This is a genomic window from Patescibacteria group bacterium, assembly GCA_041665585.1.
Classification (GTDB): Bacteria; Patescibacteriota; Gracilibacteria; order JAHISY01; family JAHISY01; genus JAHISY01.
In genome coordinates this window covers 65082-83466 of sequence record JBAYIN010000006.1, presented here as the reverse complement: position 1 = coordinate 83466, position 18385 = coordinate 65082, and the positions used below count along the sequence as shown (strand labels likewise).

Sequence of the window (18385 nt, the reverse complement as noted above, 5' to 3'; positions counted from 1 at the left end):
TGGCAACACCATTAACACCGACTCCTGCCGCAACAACTGCACACTTCCAATCTGCGGCGATGGCGTCAAAGATTCCGGTGAAGCTTGTGATGATGGCAACACCATTAACACCGACTCCTGCCGTAATGATTGCACACCTCCGTCTCAGAATTTCTGCGGTGACAACATTCGTCAATGGCCCAACAGTTCTGGCTCTTACGAAATCTGTGACGGTACGGATGCCACTGCTTGTCCAGGTAAGTGTCTAGGCAACTGTACTTGTCCTCCGCCTCCGAACTTCTGCGGCGACAACATTGTTCAACGACCGAATGATGCCGGTGTTTACGAAGTCTGTGATGATGGTAATTTGATTTCAGGTGATGGTTGTTCCTCGTATTGTCAAACCGAAAGTGAGGGTGAAGGCGAAGGTGAAGGCAGTAGTACTTCGTCTTCAAGCAGTAGCTCATCCAGCAGTTCTTCAAGTAGCGGTAGTTCGTCCAGTGGTTCGTCCAGTGGTTCTTCGAGCGGCTCATCCAGCGGTTCTTCAGGTGGTTCTTCCAGTGGCGGCGGTTGCTCGACTGATATTGAATGCACGCCGTTGCCGATTGACTGTGAGTTCACGACTTTGCCGATTGAAAATGGCGAGGTTGCGATTCCGGTGAGCATCAGCGAGACCGGTGGTTGTTCGCTTGATCCGGCTGCCGTTTGCGTGCAAATTGCGAGTCGCCCGATTGTGGCAAACAATGTTTACGATATTCGCAGTGCGGGCTGGTCGGACTGTCTCCCGCAGAGCCGTTTTCAAATCGTCGGTAATAAAATGTATTTGGCGGCGCAATACAAATCAGCTTACAAAGTTCGCATTGCGAAATATATTTCCGACAGAAGACCAGTTTACGGTTGCACGGCTTATCTGGCTGGGGTTTGTCTTAGCCACGGAATTATCGGATATGACGATGTGCCTACCAGCACGCCGGGATCATTTAACCAAACTTGCTACTTCGACACGCGCGTCCAGCCAATCAGCGGGACGGGTGCGAATTGCTCCAAGGCTCTCGCCAGCGTGGCAGACAACGTCAACATTTGCGACACGAATTATCCAGAGGCGCGCACTTTGATGAATCCGCGCATCGCCCAAATTTTGCAGCCATTTCACGAGAACGATGAATGCCAGTCTTTTACTTGCTCAAATGGTCGTATCGTCGAACTTTGTGGTTGTGATGCGACTGGTAAAGGCGTCACCCTTGGCTCGCTTGACGCGCTGAATCACGCAACCAACTACATTGATTATTCCAATACTTCAGCTGATCCGGTCAATGGTGCCGCGGCGTATCTTTCAGATTGTGCCCGCGGTAATGTGATTTTCTTCGATCCACCGAGTGGCGGTTCAGTGACACTCGACAATCCCGATGGTGACAGCATCCTGCTCCCGCCTTATCCGGTGACACTCGTCGTGCGCGGCGCGGATTTACGCATCAAAGACAATCTTATTTACCCGCCCAATTCGAACGCCAGTCTCGGCGTGATTTTGCTCGAAAATAAAGTTTGCGGAGCGACCTATGGCGGCGGCGCCTTCCTGCATCCTGATCCGACTAATGTTGTCGGTGCTTATTATCTTGAGGGTAGTTTGAAATCCACAGATGCGAATTGGCATTTGCCGACGAATAGGAACAGTACGCAGTGGTACCAGACTTTCAAAAACCAAATTTTGTGGGAAGGGACAATTGTCTCGCTGAATTCCATCGGTGGCGCAGTCAATCCAAATTGGCCAGGGAACGATCCGAGCTGTCTGCCTTCGCGGCGACCTTACGAAATTGGCGGAGGCTTCCCAGATCCGGCTTGGAGTGAAGCAGTCGAATACGATCTCGCGTATCTGCGCGAGTATTTCCGCTGTGGCAATCTGACATCGGAACTTTCACCGTACGGCTCATCCAATTGGAAAGTTTCCGGCTGTGATAATACGGCGCACCCTTTCTCTGAAATTGCTTACGACGAATTGCCAAAACCGGAATCAGCCAATGGGACAACAGCGCCTGAAGCGGTTGTGCTGCGCTACGATTCGCGCATCCAAAATAATCCGCCACCTGGATTCGATAGTTTGGCGCATTTACTTCAGGCTGAGATTGGACGCTGATGCTTAAAACTTTACAACGAACGGTCGCACATTATTTCGGCAATTTCCTGATTTTTACGGTTTTTTTAGGGGTGTATTCGTTCCACAGCTACTACCGTGATTTTCTGAGCGACGAGGTGCTCACAGTTCTCAAATTTTTTTTCTCGGTCTATCTCGTCCTGGGTTTGCCCTACTATCTCATCCGCTTTCACTTTTTTTCCACGGAGATAGATTACGCACGCGACAAGCTGGTCGTTTTAGTTAACTTTATTTTTCGCGGAAAACGCTCGCCCGAAAATCGCGCGGCGGCGCGGACGGCGGCGCTCTCTTACCTCGTCAAATTTTTCTTTTTACCATTGATGTTGAATTTCTTTTTTCAGCATTTCCAAAAGTTGCTCGAGCTCTGGCATACCGCTAACCCCGACCAGAGCTTCGTCTCATTTTTTTGGCAGTGGGGTTACGACTTCATTTTCCAGACAATTTTTCTGATTGATACCGCTGTCTTTGCTTTTGCTTATGCTTTCGAATTTCGTTTCCTCCACAATCGGATTAGGTCGGTCGATCCTTTCGTCTCGGGCTGGGTCGTCGCGCTCATATGTTATCCGCCCCTCAATTCCGTCGCGGATAAATTCATTTCGCTCGACAAAGCTTTCACGCTCTTCGACAATGTTTGGGTGACCGATGCGCTCAAGATTGGTGTGCTCATCGCTTTCCTGATTTATGTTTGGGCGACCTTGGCACTCGGTTTCAAGGCGAGCAATCTCACGAATCGTGGCATCGTCACGAGTGGTCCGTATCGTTTCGTGCGCCATCCCGCCTACGCCGCCAAGAATCTCGCGTGGTGGTTTGAGTTTCTGCCGTTTCTCGACCTCGGAACTTTCGTCGCGCTGCTCGGCTGGAACGCGATTTACATTCTGCGTGCGCTGACGGAAGAGCGTCACTTGAGTGCCGATCCGGACTACCGCCGCTACGCCAAGAAAGTCCGCTGGCGTTTCATCCCTGGCGTGATTTGATTTTCCGCGCTTGCGTTTTCGTGCCCTCCACGATGAAAAGCAAAACTACACTCAAGATGAAGAATAGTCCCGACCAATAATAACTCGTGTCGGAATTGTGATAGACATTTTCGTGGATGACGCCAAATGTTTCCAAAATAAAAGCGAGCAAAATACAGCTGAGCCCGAGAGCGTTTTCTTTTTTCGCTAGGTCGGCAAAAGCCAAGACCAAGACTGCGACGCTGCAAAAATAGTACGAGGCGGGTGCTGTCACGACCGGCACCAGCAGCAGGCTGAGTGGAATTAATTTTTCACTTGGCGCGCGGCGAATCGCCCAAGCGAAAAGTCCGAGCATCAATAATTTCACGGGCAGGCGTAAAAAATCAATCGCAGCTGGAACGAGGTAATTAATTCCGCTGCGTTGATTTGAGGCGGTCTGCGAGTGGATGCTAATTTTTTTAGCGAAGTCGACCCAGCGCGAAAAATCAAAATGATTGGCTTGATCGAGGCTGCCGTAGAGCAGGAGCACGAGTGCCGCGATGGTGCAGCCGAGGAAAAATCGCTGAAACGCCGGCGAGATTTTTCGTTTGCGCCAGAATTCCAGACCAGCTTGTACGATTGCTCCAGCGAGCAAAACAACCGGGAAGATGCGGAGAAAAGCGGAAAACGCGAGTAGTGCGCCGGACAAGCCAAATTTTTGTTTCCGCCAAAGGGCGATGCTGCCGACGAGTGCGAGCAGCCAATCCAGTCGCAAAAAGGCGAATTGCAGTGGGCGCATTTCGAGCGGATTGACGCCGAGCAGCAGTACGAAAAAAAGCGCCGGGACGATTCCGAAAAATGCAGTGATGATGCCGAAAATTCCGACGAGAATTAAAATGTCGAGCGCATAGATGATTGGGATGGCCGCCGGATTCGTGAGCGGTAATGCATTCGCAATCAGCGAGCCGGTTTTATTCCAGGTCGGCGAGGCGTTGTAGCCGCGATCAGTGAGGACGACGGGATCCAGTTTTTCAAAGAAAAATTTAACATCGGCGCGAAATTCCTCCCAGCGCGCCGGCGAAAATTTCGCGCGCAGCGACTCAGTGTTGGTGGAGCGATTATCAGGAATGGTCTGGATTTGTGTGCTGAGATCACGCACATTCGTCACATTTTTAAACGGTCCGCCATTCTCGGTATTCGCGACGAGTGAAGCGCGGTAGAGGTCGAAGTAGCCAAGCTCGTCGAAATATTTCGCATTCAGATAGTAGTGGTAAATATCCCAGTAGCCGACATCGATGAGATTTTTATCAAAATTTAAAAAACCCCAAGATGCCAAAATCACGAAGGGGATGAAAACCCCAATTAAAAATTTTCTGAAGAATTGGTTTTTCCGGAAAAAATAAAATAACGCAGCGAATCCGATGCCGACTGTGGCAAGTAAAATTTTGGCTAAAAAAATGGTTGTCAGCTCGGACATTTCAATTGGGGTATTCGATTGCTATTTTAGCAACTCCATTTATCTGGTCACCCAACTTTCATGCGTCACGCTGGAGCCAAAATAAAATCCCCGCTGCGCTGAGCGCAACGAGGATGGGCGGAGTACAGAGTTTTATTTGCCCAGCCGAAAATTAAATTCCGGCTAGATGCATCGCCTCGAGGAATTTCTTCTCTTCATCGAAGACCTCAATCAATTTAGAAAGTCCGACGAATTCCAAAGTGTCGCGGAGTTCTTCATTGACATTAATTAGCGCAAGTTGTTTTTCGGCAGCGGCGAGTTCGCGGTGCAAATTTTCCAGGTAGCTCACGGTGCGACTGCTCACGAGATCGATGTCGCCGAGATCCAGGACGAGGTAGCGGTGCTTACTGGTCCACACCGGCTCGAGGCGTTCCTCGAATTCCGAGATGTCATTTGGGTTGAGACTGTTGCTCAGCGGTAAGACGAAGTATGGTTTTCCGTGAGCCTGACGAGTCTCCGTTCCGAGAGTGGTGGTTGGCATACCTAAAGGGGTTAAAAAATAAATTATTCAAAATCGCGTCCGGCGAGGACAGCGTCGACGCGTGCGACCTCTTCCCAATCATCGGCGAGTTCATAGACGCGACGAATGCGGGTGAGAGTTTCAGCGCTGATTTTTTCGATGGAGCGCGCGTGGGTGGCAGCGAGTAGTCCATTTAATTTCGCCGAGAGGCGGTGGTGCAAAATCTTCTCGACGCTCTTGCGGGTTTTTTCCGGTAAATGCGCGAGTTGTTTTTTGGCATGCGCGGAAAGCTCGAGATTCGGATGCAAAATAAATTCCGCAAGCAAATGGTGCGCGATCGGATTTCCCATTTTCCCGAGGGCAAGCGCAGCCAGCAAACGCAGCTCATCGTCATTCTCATCGAGTAGATTCAGGAGTCGCGGCAATTCATTGCGGGCGCGAATTTCGCCGAGCAAGTGGGTGGAAATTTTGCGCGATTCACGGTCGGTTGCTTCGAGAATTTCTGCGAGCAGGCGATTGAGCTGCAGGCGGTAACCCTGGAATTGCCAGAGCGCAATCAGCGCATTCGCGCGAATCGTGAGGTTCGGCGATTTCAAATACGGCTCGATGTAGTGCGTGATGCCGAGATCCTGGAACTGTCGGCAGACATAGACGCAGTCGCCGCGAATCGGCGATTCCAAATTCTGCAGCTCGGCGATGATGAATTGCACTGCCTCTTCCTCGCGCAAATTGGCGAAGACGCGCACGATGGCTGAGCGTAATTCCGGTGAGCTGTCGCTGCCAAAAAGTTCTTTCAATGCGTCGATCACGCGGCGGTGCGTGAAACCTTTTTCAGCGAGATTTTTGAAAGCCGCGAGCGCTTCGACGGCGGCGAGGCGGACTTCTTCACTCGAGTCGCGGAAGCATGCCAAAATTGCGGGCACTGCTTGCGGATCGGAGAGCAGACCGAGCGTTGCCAAAATTTTAATTTTCAAAAACGGCGATTCGTTGCTATCGCTCAACTTCTCGACCAAAATTTCGGCGGCGCAGTCGTGACCGGGTTGCGCGAGAATTTCAATCGACTGAAATTTGGCAGGGTGGTTGCCAAAAAGTTTGAGATTCGCGGCTGAAATTTTCGTGTAATTTTTCTGGTGGCGCGAGAGTAGCAAACTCATCGTCGCTGCCGCGGTGACGAGCGTGCAATTTATCACGAGCGGGAAACTTTCCGCATTCAAAAACTTTTCACCCAGAATCAAAATTCCTGTGCCGAGCAGGACGCCTGCCGGGCGAATCAGACCTTCCAAAAATTCCTTCACACTGCCGCGAATTTTTTCCCGCAGCGCGTAAAAGCTCGAATGGTAAGCGGCAGTATAGATCCCGGTTGTCGATTCGAATAGGCCTTTGGCGAAAACAGCCGAACCGAAGCCGGGTTTCGCAATCATCAAAAGTGCGCTGCCAAAACTCGCGAGCGGATGCAGTCGCAAGGTGCGCACGATGCCGAAGCGGCCGATGAGGCGACTCGTCAAAACAATTTGCGTCAGAAAGGCAATCGTGAAAAAGATGACATGCAATTTTCCGAGACCGTGAGTGAGTAAATCTTCGTGCGATTCTCCGGCGGCAGCGTGAGTTGCCTCGACGGTTGTCGCGCTGGCGTGCGCGACATTTATGTTGACGGCGGTGGTGTATTGAAAATTCAGCAGCGTGAGAAAGGTCCATTGCAATAGCACGACGAAGACCAGTCCGGACAGGAAGGGTATTTTGCGAATCTGCTTTTGACCTTCGTGGAATTGCTCGAATTTCGAAAGCCGCACTGGTTTCTCGGCAAATTCGAGCTTCGGTAATTTCTGCCGAAAATGATTGAAAATGAAAAGCGCCGGGAAGATGAGTGCAATCGCGCCAATCCAAATCCAGCTCAAATCAATCGCTTCCGCTTGAAAGAAATTCAGTCCGCCGAGAATGAGCAAACCGCCGACGATGCCGCCGACATATTCGCTCGACTCGACGATCGGGATGGCGCGGCTGCCCTCGAGCGGTGAAAAAAGATCTTCGATAAAAAGTCCGAGCAAGATATTCAGCTGCGCGAAGAAAATCGATTCGGCGACGAGCGCGAGACCGAGGAAGAGCCACAAATTTTCTGCATTCTGGAAAACAGCGAAGGCGCCGCCGAGCAAAATCGTCCCGCTGCCAATCGTGGTGTAAATCAACTTTGTTTTCGAAAAACGGTGCGCGAGTTCACCAAAAAAAATCGTGCTGACAATTACGAGAACGGCGTTCGCGACATATAGGTAGGGGAGATAGGCGATGCCGACGCGCCCGACGAGCATCGCAGTCAGCATCGTCCAGCCGACCGTGAAACCAATCATGAAAAAGAATTTCAGCAGCCAGGCGAAAAAGACCCGAGGAGCTTCATGGGAGGCGACATTCAAGATTTTCCCCAGGATTCGGCCGAAATTGTGTTTGTGGTCGTTCAAATTTGGTTTTAATTTCGATGTTATTTTAACATCCAAAATTTGAAAAGTCAAGCATAACAAAAAAGCGGTGAAAACACCATTTAGCTCTTATGAAAGCCCAAAATGGTCGGGGTGAGAGGACTCGAACCTCCGGCCTCCTGGTCCCAAACCAGGCGCGATAGCCAACTTCGCCACACCCCGACGCCGGGCATTTTAGCGCAAAATCTCTCCGAAAAGCTCAACTTCGCGCGGCTGCGTGATTTTGACTTTTACGAGCTCGCCGATGAGTTTCGCGTCGCCCGCGAATTTCGTCAGATAAAACTCCGAGCTACGACCTTCGCAAATGCAGCTTTCGTTTTTTTCTGGATTCCCGTTTTCAGGGGAATGACAATTGCATTTCTCGACCAAAACTTCGACTGTCTGATTTTTTAGTCGCGCGAATTTTTGGGCGGTGGTCGCGACGACGAGCTGATTCAGTCGTGCGAAGCGTTCTTTCTTCACGCTGGCTGGGATTTGATTCGGGAAAGTGGCGGCAGCGGTGTCGGGTCGCGGGGAGTATTGCGAGAAGAAAGCGAAGTCAAAATCAGCTTGCTTGTAAAATTTCAGTAAGTTCTCGAATTGCGCCTCAGTCTCGCCGGGGAAGCCGACGATGAAATCACTCGTGATGGAGGCGTGCGGTAATTTTGCGCGGAATTTTTCCAAGAGACCGAGATATTTCTCAGCCGTGTAGTTCCGATTCATTTTTCTCAAAATTTCGTTATCCCCGTGCTGCGCGGGGAGATGGAGGTGGCGTTCGATATTCTCCTGCGCCGCCATCACATCGATGATGCTCGCGTCGAAATCTTTCGGATGCGAACTCATGAAGCGCAGTCGCTGAAGCTTCGGGATTGCTGCGACGCGTTGCAAAAGTTCGGCGAAAGCACCAGGTTTTTTCTGAAAAGAATTTACATTTTGTCCGAGGAGTGTAATCTCGCGCGCTCCGTTTCTTACAGCTTTTTCGCATTCCGTAATAATTTCTTCCGGCTCGCGTGAGAGTTCGCGCCCGCGGGCGTGGGGCACGATGCAGTAGCTGCAAAAATTGTCGCAGCCGGTGGAGATTGGCACCAGGACTTGCCGCTGATTTTGGCGCAGAGGTTCGATTGACAGGAAGCTGGTAGTTGGTAGTTTGTAGTTGGTAGATTTCAATCCTTCAGTTCCAGCGAGAAATTCGGGCAGTTGCTCCGAATCTTCGATGCGCCAGACGAAATCAAGACTTGGGGCGCGTCGTAGAAATTGATCTTTTCGGACAGTGGCTTGGTCGGAAGTTTGGCGCACGACGCAGCCGGTCAGTCCGATCTGGCGTCCCGGTGCGGCGGCCTTCCACTGCGCAAATTTTTCCAGCTCACCGAAAATTTTGTCTTCCGCTTTTTGTTTCACGGCGCAGCTAAAGAGTAAGACCAGCTCGGCTTCAGCCAGATTTTCCGTGCGCACGAAATCCAATTTCGCTAAAACTTGGGCGACGCGTTCCGCGTCAGCATAATTCATCGCGCAGCCGAAAATTCGCCAAAAATATTTTTTCATTGGCCGTGTTTGTGCGCGAGATACTGAGTTTTGGATTCAATCAAGAAATCGACATAACGCTCTGGATCTTTGACATAATCCATAAAAAAGACATTTTGGGCGCTCGCAGTCTGGGCAGTGAGATTGCCGAAATGGAACAGGCCTCCGACGAATCCTGAGACTTTGCCGCTCACATCTTGAATCTCATCGAGATCGGCGCTCGAAGTCTCGATCGAAATGAATGCCGACTGGGTCGTATCGATTAGTCTTTCGTTCGTAATGATGAGCGTATCAAGCTCTTCATCGAGCCAGCCGTTGAAAGTGAACCACCAGGAACCGAGCAGATAAAAAATTAAAAACTCGTTGAAAATCAGGTAGGTCAGTGAGCCGTGCGGGAATCGGTTGATGATGAAATACTCGAGCAGAAAAATTATGCCGAGATTGATTGCCAATTTCAAAAAAATTTTAAGATAAGCCACCCAATGTTTACGAACGACGAAGAGTACTTTTTCGGTCGCGCGAAGTCCAGGGAAATCATCCACGCTGAGATTTTACCTCAAAAATTTGAACGGGCTTGCTGGCGTTGTCGTGCGGAGATATTTTGTTCGCGGTAAAAATTCGCCGAGTGGATGTTCGCGTATTTCGAGATATTGAGCAGAATTCCGCCGATGACGAAACTGGTCGCGAGTGAGCTGCCGCCGTAGCTGACGAAGGGCAGCGTGATGCCGGTGTAGGGCAGGAGCGCGATATTCACGCCGATGTGGACGAAGGCTTGACCGGCGAGCGCAGCGGAAAGTCCGACGGCGGCGAGCTGTCCGAAACGATCGGGGACCGCTTCCGCGATGCGAAATCCGCGGTAGGCGATTAGCAGGAAAAATCCGGCGACGACTGTGCTGCCGAAAAATCCGAAGGCTTCGCTGGTCGCGGCATAAATCGCATCGGACTGAACTTCCGGCAAATAGCCGAAGCGTTGTGTCGAACCTTCCAGCCCTGCGCCAAAAATTCCGCCTTTGCCGACCGCAATCAAACTTTGTTTCACCTGGAAACCGATGCCCTCCGGATCGAGCGATGGGTCGAGGAAAGCGGCGAAACGATTTTTGACATAATCCATCCCGCCGACATTCACGATTAAGACCGCGAGCGTGACGGCGATCAATCCGCCGACGGCGATGTGTTTCACGCGTGCGCCCGCGGCGAAATAAATTGCCGTCGCAACCAAAGTCATCACCAGCACGCTGCCGAAATCCGGCTGCAAAATTAATAAAATCACGATAATTCCCAGAATCACGGCAAAGGGAATGAAACCATTTTCAATTGTCGCGATGGCATCTTTGCGTCCCTCCATCCAACGCGCGAGGTAAAAAATTAAACCCAACTTCGCGATTTCGACTGGCTGAACCGAATTCAAAATTGGGATTGTGAGCCAACTCTGACTCGTGCCCCAACCCGTCGAGAGACCAGGGATGAAGAGCGCGATGAGTAAAAGAATACTGGCGACAAAAAGCGCCGGTGCCGCTTTGCGCCAGAAGAGGTAGGGAATCGCGGCGGCGATCAAACCAAACGGAATCGCGACCAAGATGTTGCGCACCTGCCGCCAAAAATAAAAATCATTGCAATTCGCATCGAGCGCGGCGCAATCAATGCCTTGGCGCACATAAGCCTGGTAGCTTTCGTAAACGCTCGCGGACGAAATCATAATCAGCCCAAAAATCGCGAGCCCCACAATCGTAATTCCGAGGACATGGTCGAAAGGGTAGCGAGCTTGGAGGCGATTCGCAATCACCTGAGCAGTTTAGCGGTAAAGAGCTACAAAATTAAGTCTCCCGCATTTCACTAAAATTTCACCTTCTGGCAAGTCGAAATCTCCGCTCGTTTTGCAAAAGAGCTTTGATTACGAAAAAATGAGCCTCCAGGATTATTTTTTTTGCGAAAATTTTTCCTCACCCTTACGATTTTTTGTGTCTCGTCTGGCGTGGTTTGGGCTGGGGAAGTTGACCATGTCGTGATTTCGGAAGTTCAGATTGCTGGCGCGACCACGACTGATGAATGGGTTGAGCTTTTTAATCCGACTGAATTCCTAATCGATTTAACGGGTTGGCGACTCTCGAAAAAAACGGCGGCTGGTTCGAGCTCCAACTTGCTGACAACTTTTTCTGAGGGCTCAACAATTCCGGCTCATGGATTTTTTCTAATCGCTCACGCCGATTATGCTGGATTAGTTGCGGCTGATGCGATTTATTCGACGGCGAGTTCACTTGCTGCCAATAATTCTGTCGTTTTGTATTCTGATGCGGGGTCGACTGTCGTCGACACTCTTGGCTTCGGATCGACAGTGACAATTTTTGAAGAAACGGCTTTTTCAGAAAATCCGCTCGCTGGTCAATCGCTCGCGCGTAAATTCGATGAAAATAATTTCGTGCTCGATGTGGATAACAATTCAGCCGATTTTGAAATTTCCGCTTCGCCCGAACCACAAAATTCGCATTCGCCAACGGTTGAACCGCATCACGACGATCCGCCTCCACTAGAAAATTTGCCTCCGAATGTTCCAAGCGACTTGATCTCGCTCGCTGCGACAAATTCCAAAACTTTTCGCGCAAAGTATTCTGACCCCGAGGCAGCAATGGGTCGGATTGAGTTTCGGATTTTTTTCGTGCAACCAGATGATTGTGGCTCGTCTGAAAATTTGTCCGCATCCGATTTTTCTACACCAGTCGGTGATAATGCCAGTGCCGAAAAAGAATTTCCTGAACTAAGCGATGGAGAATATTTTTGGTGTGCGCGAGCGATTGACGACAAAAGTTTGGCATCCGCTTTTTCTGCAGTTCAAACTTTCACGCTCGACACTATCGCTCCAGAATTTCCCGCAGCAGCCGCATTCAGCGCGAGACCGGGTGATTCTCAGGTCGAGCTCACTTGGCCAGCCGCAGCGGACGACAATCTTGCGGGTTACTTTTTGCAGACAAACGATGGCGAAGAAGAAAGCTTAGGCAGCGTGACGACTTTCACGAAAACCGGACTTACGAATGGTAATTCCTACGACTTTGTTTTGACCGCGCGTGATTTAGCTGGAAATGAAGCTGTTCTCACGCTTACGGGAATAACTCCGAGCGGGCCAATTGTCACAAAGATTGCCGATCCAGGCGAACTGAGCTTCAATGAAATCGCTTGGGCGGGTTCGAAGACTGCTTCGACTGGCGAGTGGATCGAACTTCGGAACATGACGACGAATAAAATTTTCGATCTCACCGGTTGGAAAATTTTGGCTGACGACGGCGCACCAGAAATTTCGCTTGCCGGAGAAATTCAACCGGGAGAATTTTTTCTCATCGAGCGCACTGCTGATTCGACTGTTCCTGATATTCCCGCCGACCAAATTTTCACAGGCAGCATTTCAAACGATGGAGAAATTCTTCGGCTTTTTGACTCTGCGAATTCTGAAGTTGACCGAGTCGATGGTTCGGACGCTTGGAAAATCGGCGGTGATGCGGATGCGCGTCGGACGCTTGCGCGTGTCGACGCGAACACTTTCCGCACGAGTTTCGAAGTCGATGGTACGCCGCGCGCTGCTAATTTCCGCGACGACGATTTCGCGCTTGTCTCGATTTCCGCGAGTCCAGAAAATCCGTTGCCTGGCGAAACCGTTATTTTTACCGCAAATATTGAGAATCGTGGACTGAATTCGGGAAGTTGCGATTTGATTTGGTCGGCTGGTGAAGAAACTTTCAGCGAATTGATTTCCGAACTTGCGAGTTTCGCATCCGTCGAAAAAACTTTTTCTCGGAGTTTCGAGTCGAGCGCGGTGGTCGTCGCGAAGCTTGATTGTGTTGATGATGAAAATTCCGAAAATAATTCTAGCTCTTTGAACCTGTCAGTTCAGAATCATCTCGTCATCAATGAGTTTGCGCCGAATCCAGTCGGGGCGGATGATGGTCACGAGTGGATTGAACTTTTTAATCCGACCGACTCGGCGATTCAGCTCGCTGATTTCAAAATCAACGGTACGCCGATTGCGGGCTTGATCGAGCCGGGTGGATTTTTCACGCTCGATAATTTCACAGGGCTGACGAATACGGGCGGTGAAGTCGTGCTCGAAAAAAAATTGGAAGATGGAATTTTCATAATTGTCGATTCCAGAAAATATTCCACCGCAGCAGAAGGCAAATCGTTCGGGCGCGATTCTACTGATTTAGCTATTTGGACAGAGTTTTGGCATCCGACCAAAAATGCGCAAAATATTGAAACCAATCTGCTACCGACTGCCGTGATTACGATTCAGGGCTCGGGTAATTCAAATGGCGAGTGTGCGCTTTTCGTCAATGTGACTGCGGAAAATTCGACTGACCCAGATGGCGATGCGCTTTCCTTCGAATGGGATTTCGGCAACGGCGAAATTTCTGACGAAGAAAATCCAGGCGGATTTTATTTCGCGCCCGGTAATTATGCGGTTTCCTTGACCGTGACTGATGTGTTCGGAGCGACGGCTGAGGCGCTGCAAAATTTCACTGTCGCGCCGTGTAGTAGCGGGGGCGGCACTGCGACTGTCGCGAATGCGAACACAGTCGCGGACGAACCGATTTTCGACTCAGTTTCCGCCGAGCGCGTCGAGCTCAAGATTACCGAAGTTTCTTTTGATTCGGCAGCAGACTGGATTGAAATTTTCGTCGCGAATGATGGCAACGGCGGCAGCGGCATCGACCTCGGCGGATTTTATTTCGAGTCGGATAAACGCCTCAAAACCATTCCGCCAAATACCAAACTAAAAACGGACGAATTTCTCGTGCTCGAATTCAAGTCGGCAACGCCCGCAAATATCTGGCACGGCGACGGTTTCACCAAAATTTTCTCCGCGCGAAGTGGTCTCACGGCGACAGATGAGCAGGTGACGCTGCGCGATTCGACCGGTGCAATCGAAGACGCCGTCGTTTGGGAAAATCGCAGCGGGGCATGGTCGTCGGGCGAGGAGGTGGATCTGCGCGAAATCGTCGCAGGTGGCGGCTGGATTTCGTCGGAGATGATGGATGCGATTGATTCAGCTGACATTGAGCGCGAGACTGTGCTGGCGCGCGACCCAGATTTGCCAGACAGTAATTCTGCGGCGGATTGGTTCACGACAATTTTCGCGACGCCGGGTCAAAAAAATTCTCCGCGACCAGTGCGCGCGAGTGATTTTCATTTCCAAATTTCTGCCGTCGCACCCAAAAATCCCACGGGCGATTTCGTCGAGCTGACTTGTACGGATTGCGTGGCGCCGGTCGCGCTCGGTGGTTTCTCACTCAAAAACAGCTTGGGAGAAGCAATTTTCACTTTCCCGGCTGAGGCGCTGATTGCGGCAGACGCGCCACTCAAGATTATTTTCAATGCGAGCGAAGTCAAATTTGCAGGCGGAATTTTTTACACGCCTGCGCGCGGTTTGGTCGGCAGCGACGATTTCCTCGTGCTGCAGGACTCTGAAAATGCGATCGCTGATTTCGTTGGCTGGAGTGACCGGGCTGTGCCACCGATTCGGAGTGAGCTCGATATTTCGCTTGCCCAATCTGAGCAGCTGCAAATAAGATTCGTGGAGTCGCAGTGGAATTCCGCTGAGGCTGAAAGTCTCCTCGACGCGCGCGGGCTGGCACTTGGCGGAGTATTTCTGCGCCAAAATTCTGCTGACACGAATTCCGCCGCTGACTTCACAATTCAAAATCCTGATCCGCCGCTTGATCCGCTCGCGACCGCGACGGGCGACATGCGCATTTCCGAAATCCTGCCAAATCCGGCGGGCAAGGATGCCGATCACGAGTGGTTCGAATTGGTCAATCTCGGCGCTGAACCAATCAATTTATTCGGCTGGACTGTCGTCGTCGGCGATGCTGCTTTCGAGTTCGAAGAAAATACCGTAATCGCGCCGGGCGAATTCCACGCTTTTTCTGGGTTGTTGTCGCTCCGCAATTCTGCCGCGCAATTCACCTTGCTTGATTTCGACGGTGCGGTAATCGACTCGCTCACATATCCGAAGTTGGCGGAAGGTGTCGCCTTCGCGAAAAATCCCCGCGGTGAGTTCGCGGAGACGGAGCTGCCGACACCAAATTACTCAAATGTTTTTTACCAAATTCTCGCGCCGAGTGAAGACAGTGATGGTGATGGACTTTCGAATTTAGCCGAAATCGAAAAGCAAACCGACCCGGAAAATTTCGACACGGACGGCGACGGGCTGCCGGATTTTTTTGAAATTGAAAATGGCTCTAATCCGCTCGTCGCGGATGCGACGCTCGCCGCACTACAAAAATACCGCGCCGAATTGGCCTTAATCGCGCGTGCGCAATTCACAAGTTTGGTCGATGAAAATGGCGTTTTCCTGACAGGCGTCGGCGTACCCGGTGGACGCATGCGGATCTTCATCCAGTCGGAGCTTGCCGTCGTCGAAGTTCCAGTCGATGAAAATGGTGACTGGAATTACGCGCTTGATCGCGCGCTGCCAGCTGGCGAACACAATCTTTTCGTGCAGCTCATCGATCAGGGCGGCTTCGAGGGCGTCGCGCAAAAAGCTTTGAATTTCAGTTTGGCAGAAAATTTCGCACCGCCAGTTTTCGCGGAGTCGCTGCGCATTTCCGAAGTTCTCCCAAATCCGGCGGGCGTAGATGGCGACACTGAATTCATCGAACTCCAAAATTTCGGTTCAGTGGTCGCGGATCTTTCGGGCTTCACACTTTCCGTCGGTCGCAAGAAATTTATTTTTCCCGCCAATTTCACGCTGGCACCGGGAGAATTTCGCGCGCTCACACACGCTGAAACCGGGCTCACGCTGACGAATTCGGGCGGGACGGTGACGCTCGCGTGGCCGACTCAACGCGTGATTTCTGCACTGGCTTATCCCAAACTACCGGAAGGCGTCGCGTTTGTTTTCACTGGTGGGCAATTGCTCGCGACAGCCGCGCCGACGCCCGGTGCCGAAAATTTGCTGGTCGTGCCGCTATCCAAAAATTCCCGCGCCAAAAAATCGGCTCACAAATACGCGAATGGCACTTTGTCCACGACGATTCGCATTTCCGAAGTGCTCGCGAATCCGACAGGGGATGATGCCAAAGCTGAATTCATCGAGCTCCAAAATTTCGGCACGAAGCCGGTCGCGCTCGGCAACTGGAAAATTTCCGATGCGCAAAAAACTTTCACGATTCCGGATTCGGTCGTGCTGCAGCCGGGTGAATTCCAAATTTTGCCGCGCCGCCTGACGAAGCTCGCGCTCAATAATTCCGGGCGCGAAGCAGTTCGTATCGCGAATTTTCGCGGCACGGACATTGATTCAATCGAATTCGAAAGTCCGGCAGAAGGAATCGCGCTCGCCTTCGATGCGACCGAAATGCGTGAGACCAAAATCGCGACTCCGAACACACCAAATGATTTCGACACGCAGAAAATTTTTGGCACAATCCAGTTTCTGGGCACGGACGGTTTCGTGCTGCGGACGGAGCAGGGCGAGATTTTCGTGCGCTTCGGCGAAGCTAGTGCTGCGCTGCTCGCGCGCGCAATTTTTCGTGAGGGTGGCAATTATAATGTTTTCGCGCACTCAGAAAATGGCACGCTCACGCTCGCGGGATTCGACACGGCACCAGAATTTTTGCAGGCTGATGTGCTCGCGCTTGATTTCCAAACTGCCGAAGCGACGCCGAGCTGGCCGATTTTATTGCTCTTGTTCACGACGATTCTCTTCGCCCTGCGATTCGCTAAAATGGGAGAAATTTGGCAACCCACTCGCTAGCCACTCTCGCGCTCCTCGCGTTTCCGCCCGTAGTTTTGTGGGTAATTTTTTGGCGTCGCAGATTGGCTGAGCCGGAGCCGACGCATGTGCTCGTGCAACTTTTCTTTTTCGGTCTTGCTCCCGCGCTGCCGCTCTTCGCGCTGCGTGGTTTCGACTTTGATTTTCCACCACTCGTTTTGATTCTAATTTTCGCCTTACTCGAAGAGAGCCTGAAAGCACTCGCGCTCATCTTCAGCACAGAGCTCAATCGCGCGCACTTCGACAAATGGGAGGACGGCTTCGAATTCGCGCTCATCATCGCGCTCGGTTTCGCCTTCGCCGAAAATATTTTTTACTTCTGGCAGACGACCGGGGAGTCAAGTTTTTGGGCGGTCTACATTTTTCGCTCGCTCGGGACAGTGCTCGCGCACACTATTTTTACTGGCACTTTCGGTTATTTCTACGCGACGGCTTATGTCGCCAAAGAAATCGTGCCACTCAAAAAGCACGAAAAACCGCTCGCGCATTTTTTCTCCAATCTTGGCAAAGTCCTGCGGCGACCACTGCACATCACCATTTTCCACCTCTTGCCGCGAAAAGATTCCGCGCACGGTCACACTTCCGGTGAGGTCGTGTTGGAGGGTTTTTTGCTCGCCGTAATTTTGCACGCGATTTTCAACGCGCTGCTCTTTTTCAAAATCCTCAACCAAAATCTCACTCCGCTCGTCGTGCCGATTTTACTCGGAGCAGCTTGGTGGTACGCGACGCGTTTTCGCCGAATCAGAACGCCCGCGCAAAAATCTTCGCGAGCAAAGCTTTCTGGACGGGCAAGCGATTCGCGGCTTGGGCGAAGACGACGGACTGCGGACCGTCGAGCACCTCGTCCGTGATTTCCTTGCCGCGGTGGGCGGGGAGACAGTGCAGCACGATGGCACTGGGTTTGGCTTTTTTCAGCACTGCAGCATTCAGCTGAAAAGGCGTCAAAATCGTCTCATCCGATTTCTTCGGTTCGCCCATGCTATTCCAGGTGTCGGTGTAAATCACATCTGTATCGGCGAGTGCTTCGTCGAGATTTTCGGTCTGTTTGATTTGCGGATATTCGAGCTGGTATTTCTTCGGACCGGCGAGCACGAATTCGAAACCCAAAATTTCCGCGGCGAGCGCGAGCGAAAGTGCGACATTGTTGCCGTCGCCGAGATAGACGAGCTTGAAATTATTCACGCGACCGAGTTTGTCGCGAATCGTGAGTAGGTCGGCGAGAATTTGGCAGGGATGCTCACGGTCGGAAAGTGCATTGACGACGGGAATTTCTGAGACCTCCGCGAATTTTTCCAGATTCTCGTGCTCGAAAACGCGCGCGACCACTAAATCAAAATAACCCGACAAAACTTTGGCAAAATCGTCGATGCTCTCGCGCTCACCGAGCTTGCCGACATCGACGGTCGAGAAATACGAGAAGTCTCCGCCGAGCTCATGGATGCCGACTTCGAAGCTAGCTTTGGTGCGCAAACTTGGTTTTTCGAAATACAGCGCGATTTGTTTGCCGTGCAAAATTTCCGAAGTCACGCCGCGTTTTTCATTCCCCGCGACATTGAGTACTTCCAAAATTTGCTCCTTCGAAAGGTCGGTGATGGAGAGAAAATCTTTTTTCACCGTGCCAT

Annotated in this window: 11 protein-coding genes and 1 tRNA gene; 4 read left to right on the top strand and 8 right to left on the bottom strand. The window is 51.3% G+C overall.

All coding sequences use genetic code 11. The annotated features are described in order from the left end of the window. Together WCV72_04630 and WCV72_04625 are read left to right on the top strand one after the other, a co-directional pair. A partial coding sequence (locus WCV72_04630) for a DUF4215 domain-containing protein (protein MFA6458639.1) occupies positions 1-2110 on the top strand: 2110 nt, incomplete at its 5' end. Beyond that, positions 2110-3102 carry a methyltransferase gene (locus tag WCV72_04625; protein MFA6458638.1) on the top strand — a complete coding sequence of 331 codons (993 nt, stop codon included), beginning with the start codon at positions 2110-2112 and terminating at the stop codon, positions 3100-3102. The genes WCV72_04630 and WCV72_04625, both read left to right, overlap by 1 nt. Here WCV72_04625 and WCV72_04620 read toward each other — a convergent pair. The 7 genes from WCV72_04620 to WCV72_04590 form a co-directional block, all read right to left on the bottom strand. Continuing rightward, positions 3083-4537, bottom strand: a complete 1455-nt coding sequence (locus WCV72_04620) for a hypothetical protein (GenBank protein ID MFA6458637.1) — start codon at positions 4535-4537, stop codon at positions 3083-3085. The genes WCV72_04625 and WCV72_04620 overlap by 20 nt on opposite strands. Before the next feature lie 151 nt (positions 4538-4688). After that, complete coding sequence (locus WCV72_04615; GenBank protein MFA6458636.1) at positions 4689-5057, bottom strand: STAS domain-containing protein; 369 nt, start codon at positions 5055-5057, stop codon at positions 4689-4691. Positions 5058-5080: 23 nt separating this feature from the next. Further along, a complete protein-coding gene (locus WCV72_04610) occupies positions 5081-7486 on the bottom strand; it encodes an MFS transporter (protein MFA6458635.1) in 2406 nt (801 codons plus the stop codon). A 103-nt stretch (positions 7487-7589) separates the two neighbouring features. Continuing rightward, a tRNA-Pro gene (locus WCV72_04605) sits at positions 7590-7666 on the bottom strand. 12 nt (positions 7667-7678) lie between these two features. Further along, a complete protein-coding gene (gene miaB, locus WCV72_04600; GenBank protein MFA6458634.1) occupies positions 7679-9025 on the bottom strand; it encodes a tRNA (N6-isopentenyl adenosine(37)-C2)-methylthiotransferase MiaB in 1347 nt (448 codons plus the stop codon). Beyond that, positions 9022-9546, bottom strand: a complete 525-nt coding sequence (locus WCV72_04595) for a hypothetical protein (protein MFA6458633.1) — start codon at positions 9544-9546, stop codon at positions 9022-9024. Before WCV72_04595 ends, miaB begins: the two co-directional genes overlap by 4 nt. 14 nt (positions 9547-9560) lie before the next feature. After that, entirely contained in the window at positions 9561-10787 is a 1227-nt protein-coding gene (locus tag WCV72_04590) for a putative peptidoglycan glycosyltransferase FtsW (GenBank protein ID MFA6458632.1), read from the bottom strand. A gap of 141 nt (positions 10788-10928) precedes the next feature. On the opposite strand from WCV72_04590, the gene WCV72_04585 reads away from it, so the two are divergent. Both WCV72_04585 and WCV72_04580 read left to right on the top strand, forming a co-directional pair. Beyond that, positions 10929-16745 carry a lamin tail domain-containing protein gene (locus WCV72_04585; GenBank protein MFA6458631.1) on the top strand — a complete coding sequence of 1939 codons (5817 nt, stop codon included), beginning with the start codon at positions 10929-10931 and terminating at the stop codon, positions 16743-16745. Next, positions 16727-17614 (top strand): PrsW family glutamic-type intramembrane protease, encoded by an 888-nt coding sequence (locus WCV72_04580; GenBank protein MFA6458630.1) that lies wholly within the window; start codon positions 16727-16729, stop codon positions 17612-17614. The genes WCV72_04585 and WCV72_04580 overlap by 19 nt, the downstream gene beginning before the upstream one ends. On the opposite strand, the gene argF is transcribed toward WCV72_04580, so the two are convergent. Further along, positions 17505-18377: an ornithine carbamoyltransferase gene (gene argF, locus WCV72_04575; protein MFA6458629.1), complete on the bottom strand. Its 873-nt coding sequence runs from the start codon at positions 18375-18377 to the stop codon at positions 17505-17507. The genes WCV72_04580 and argF overlap by 110 nt on opposite strands. Between the last annotated feature and the right edge of the window lie 8 nt (positions 18378-18385).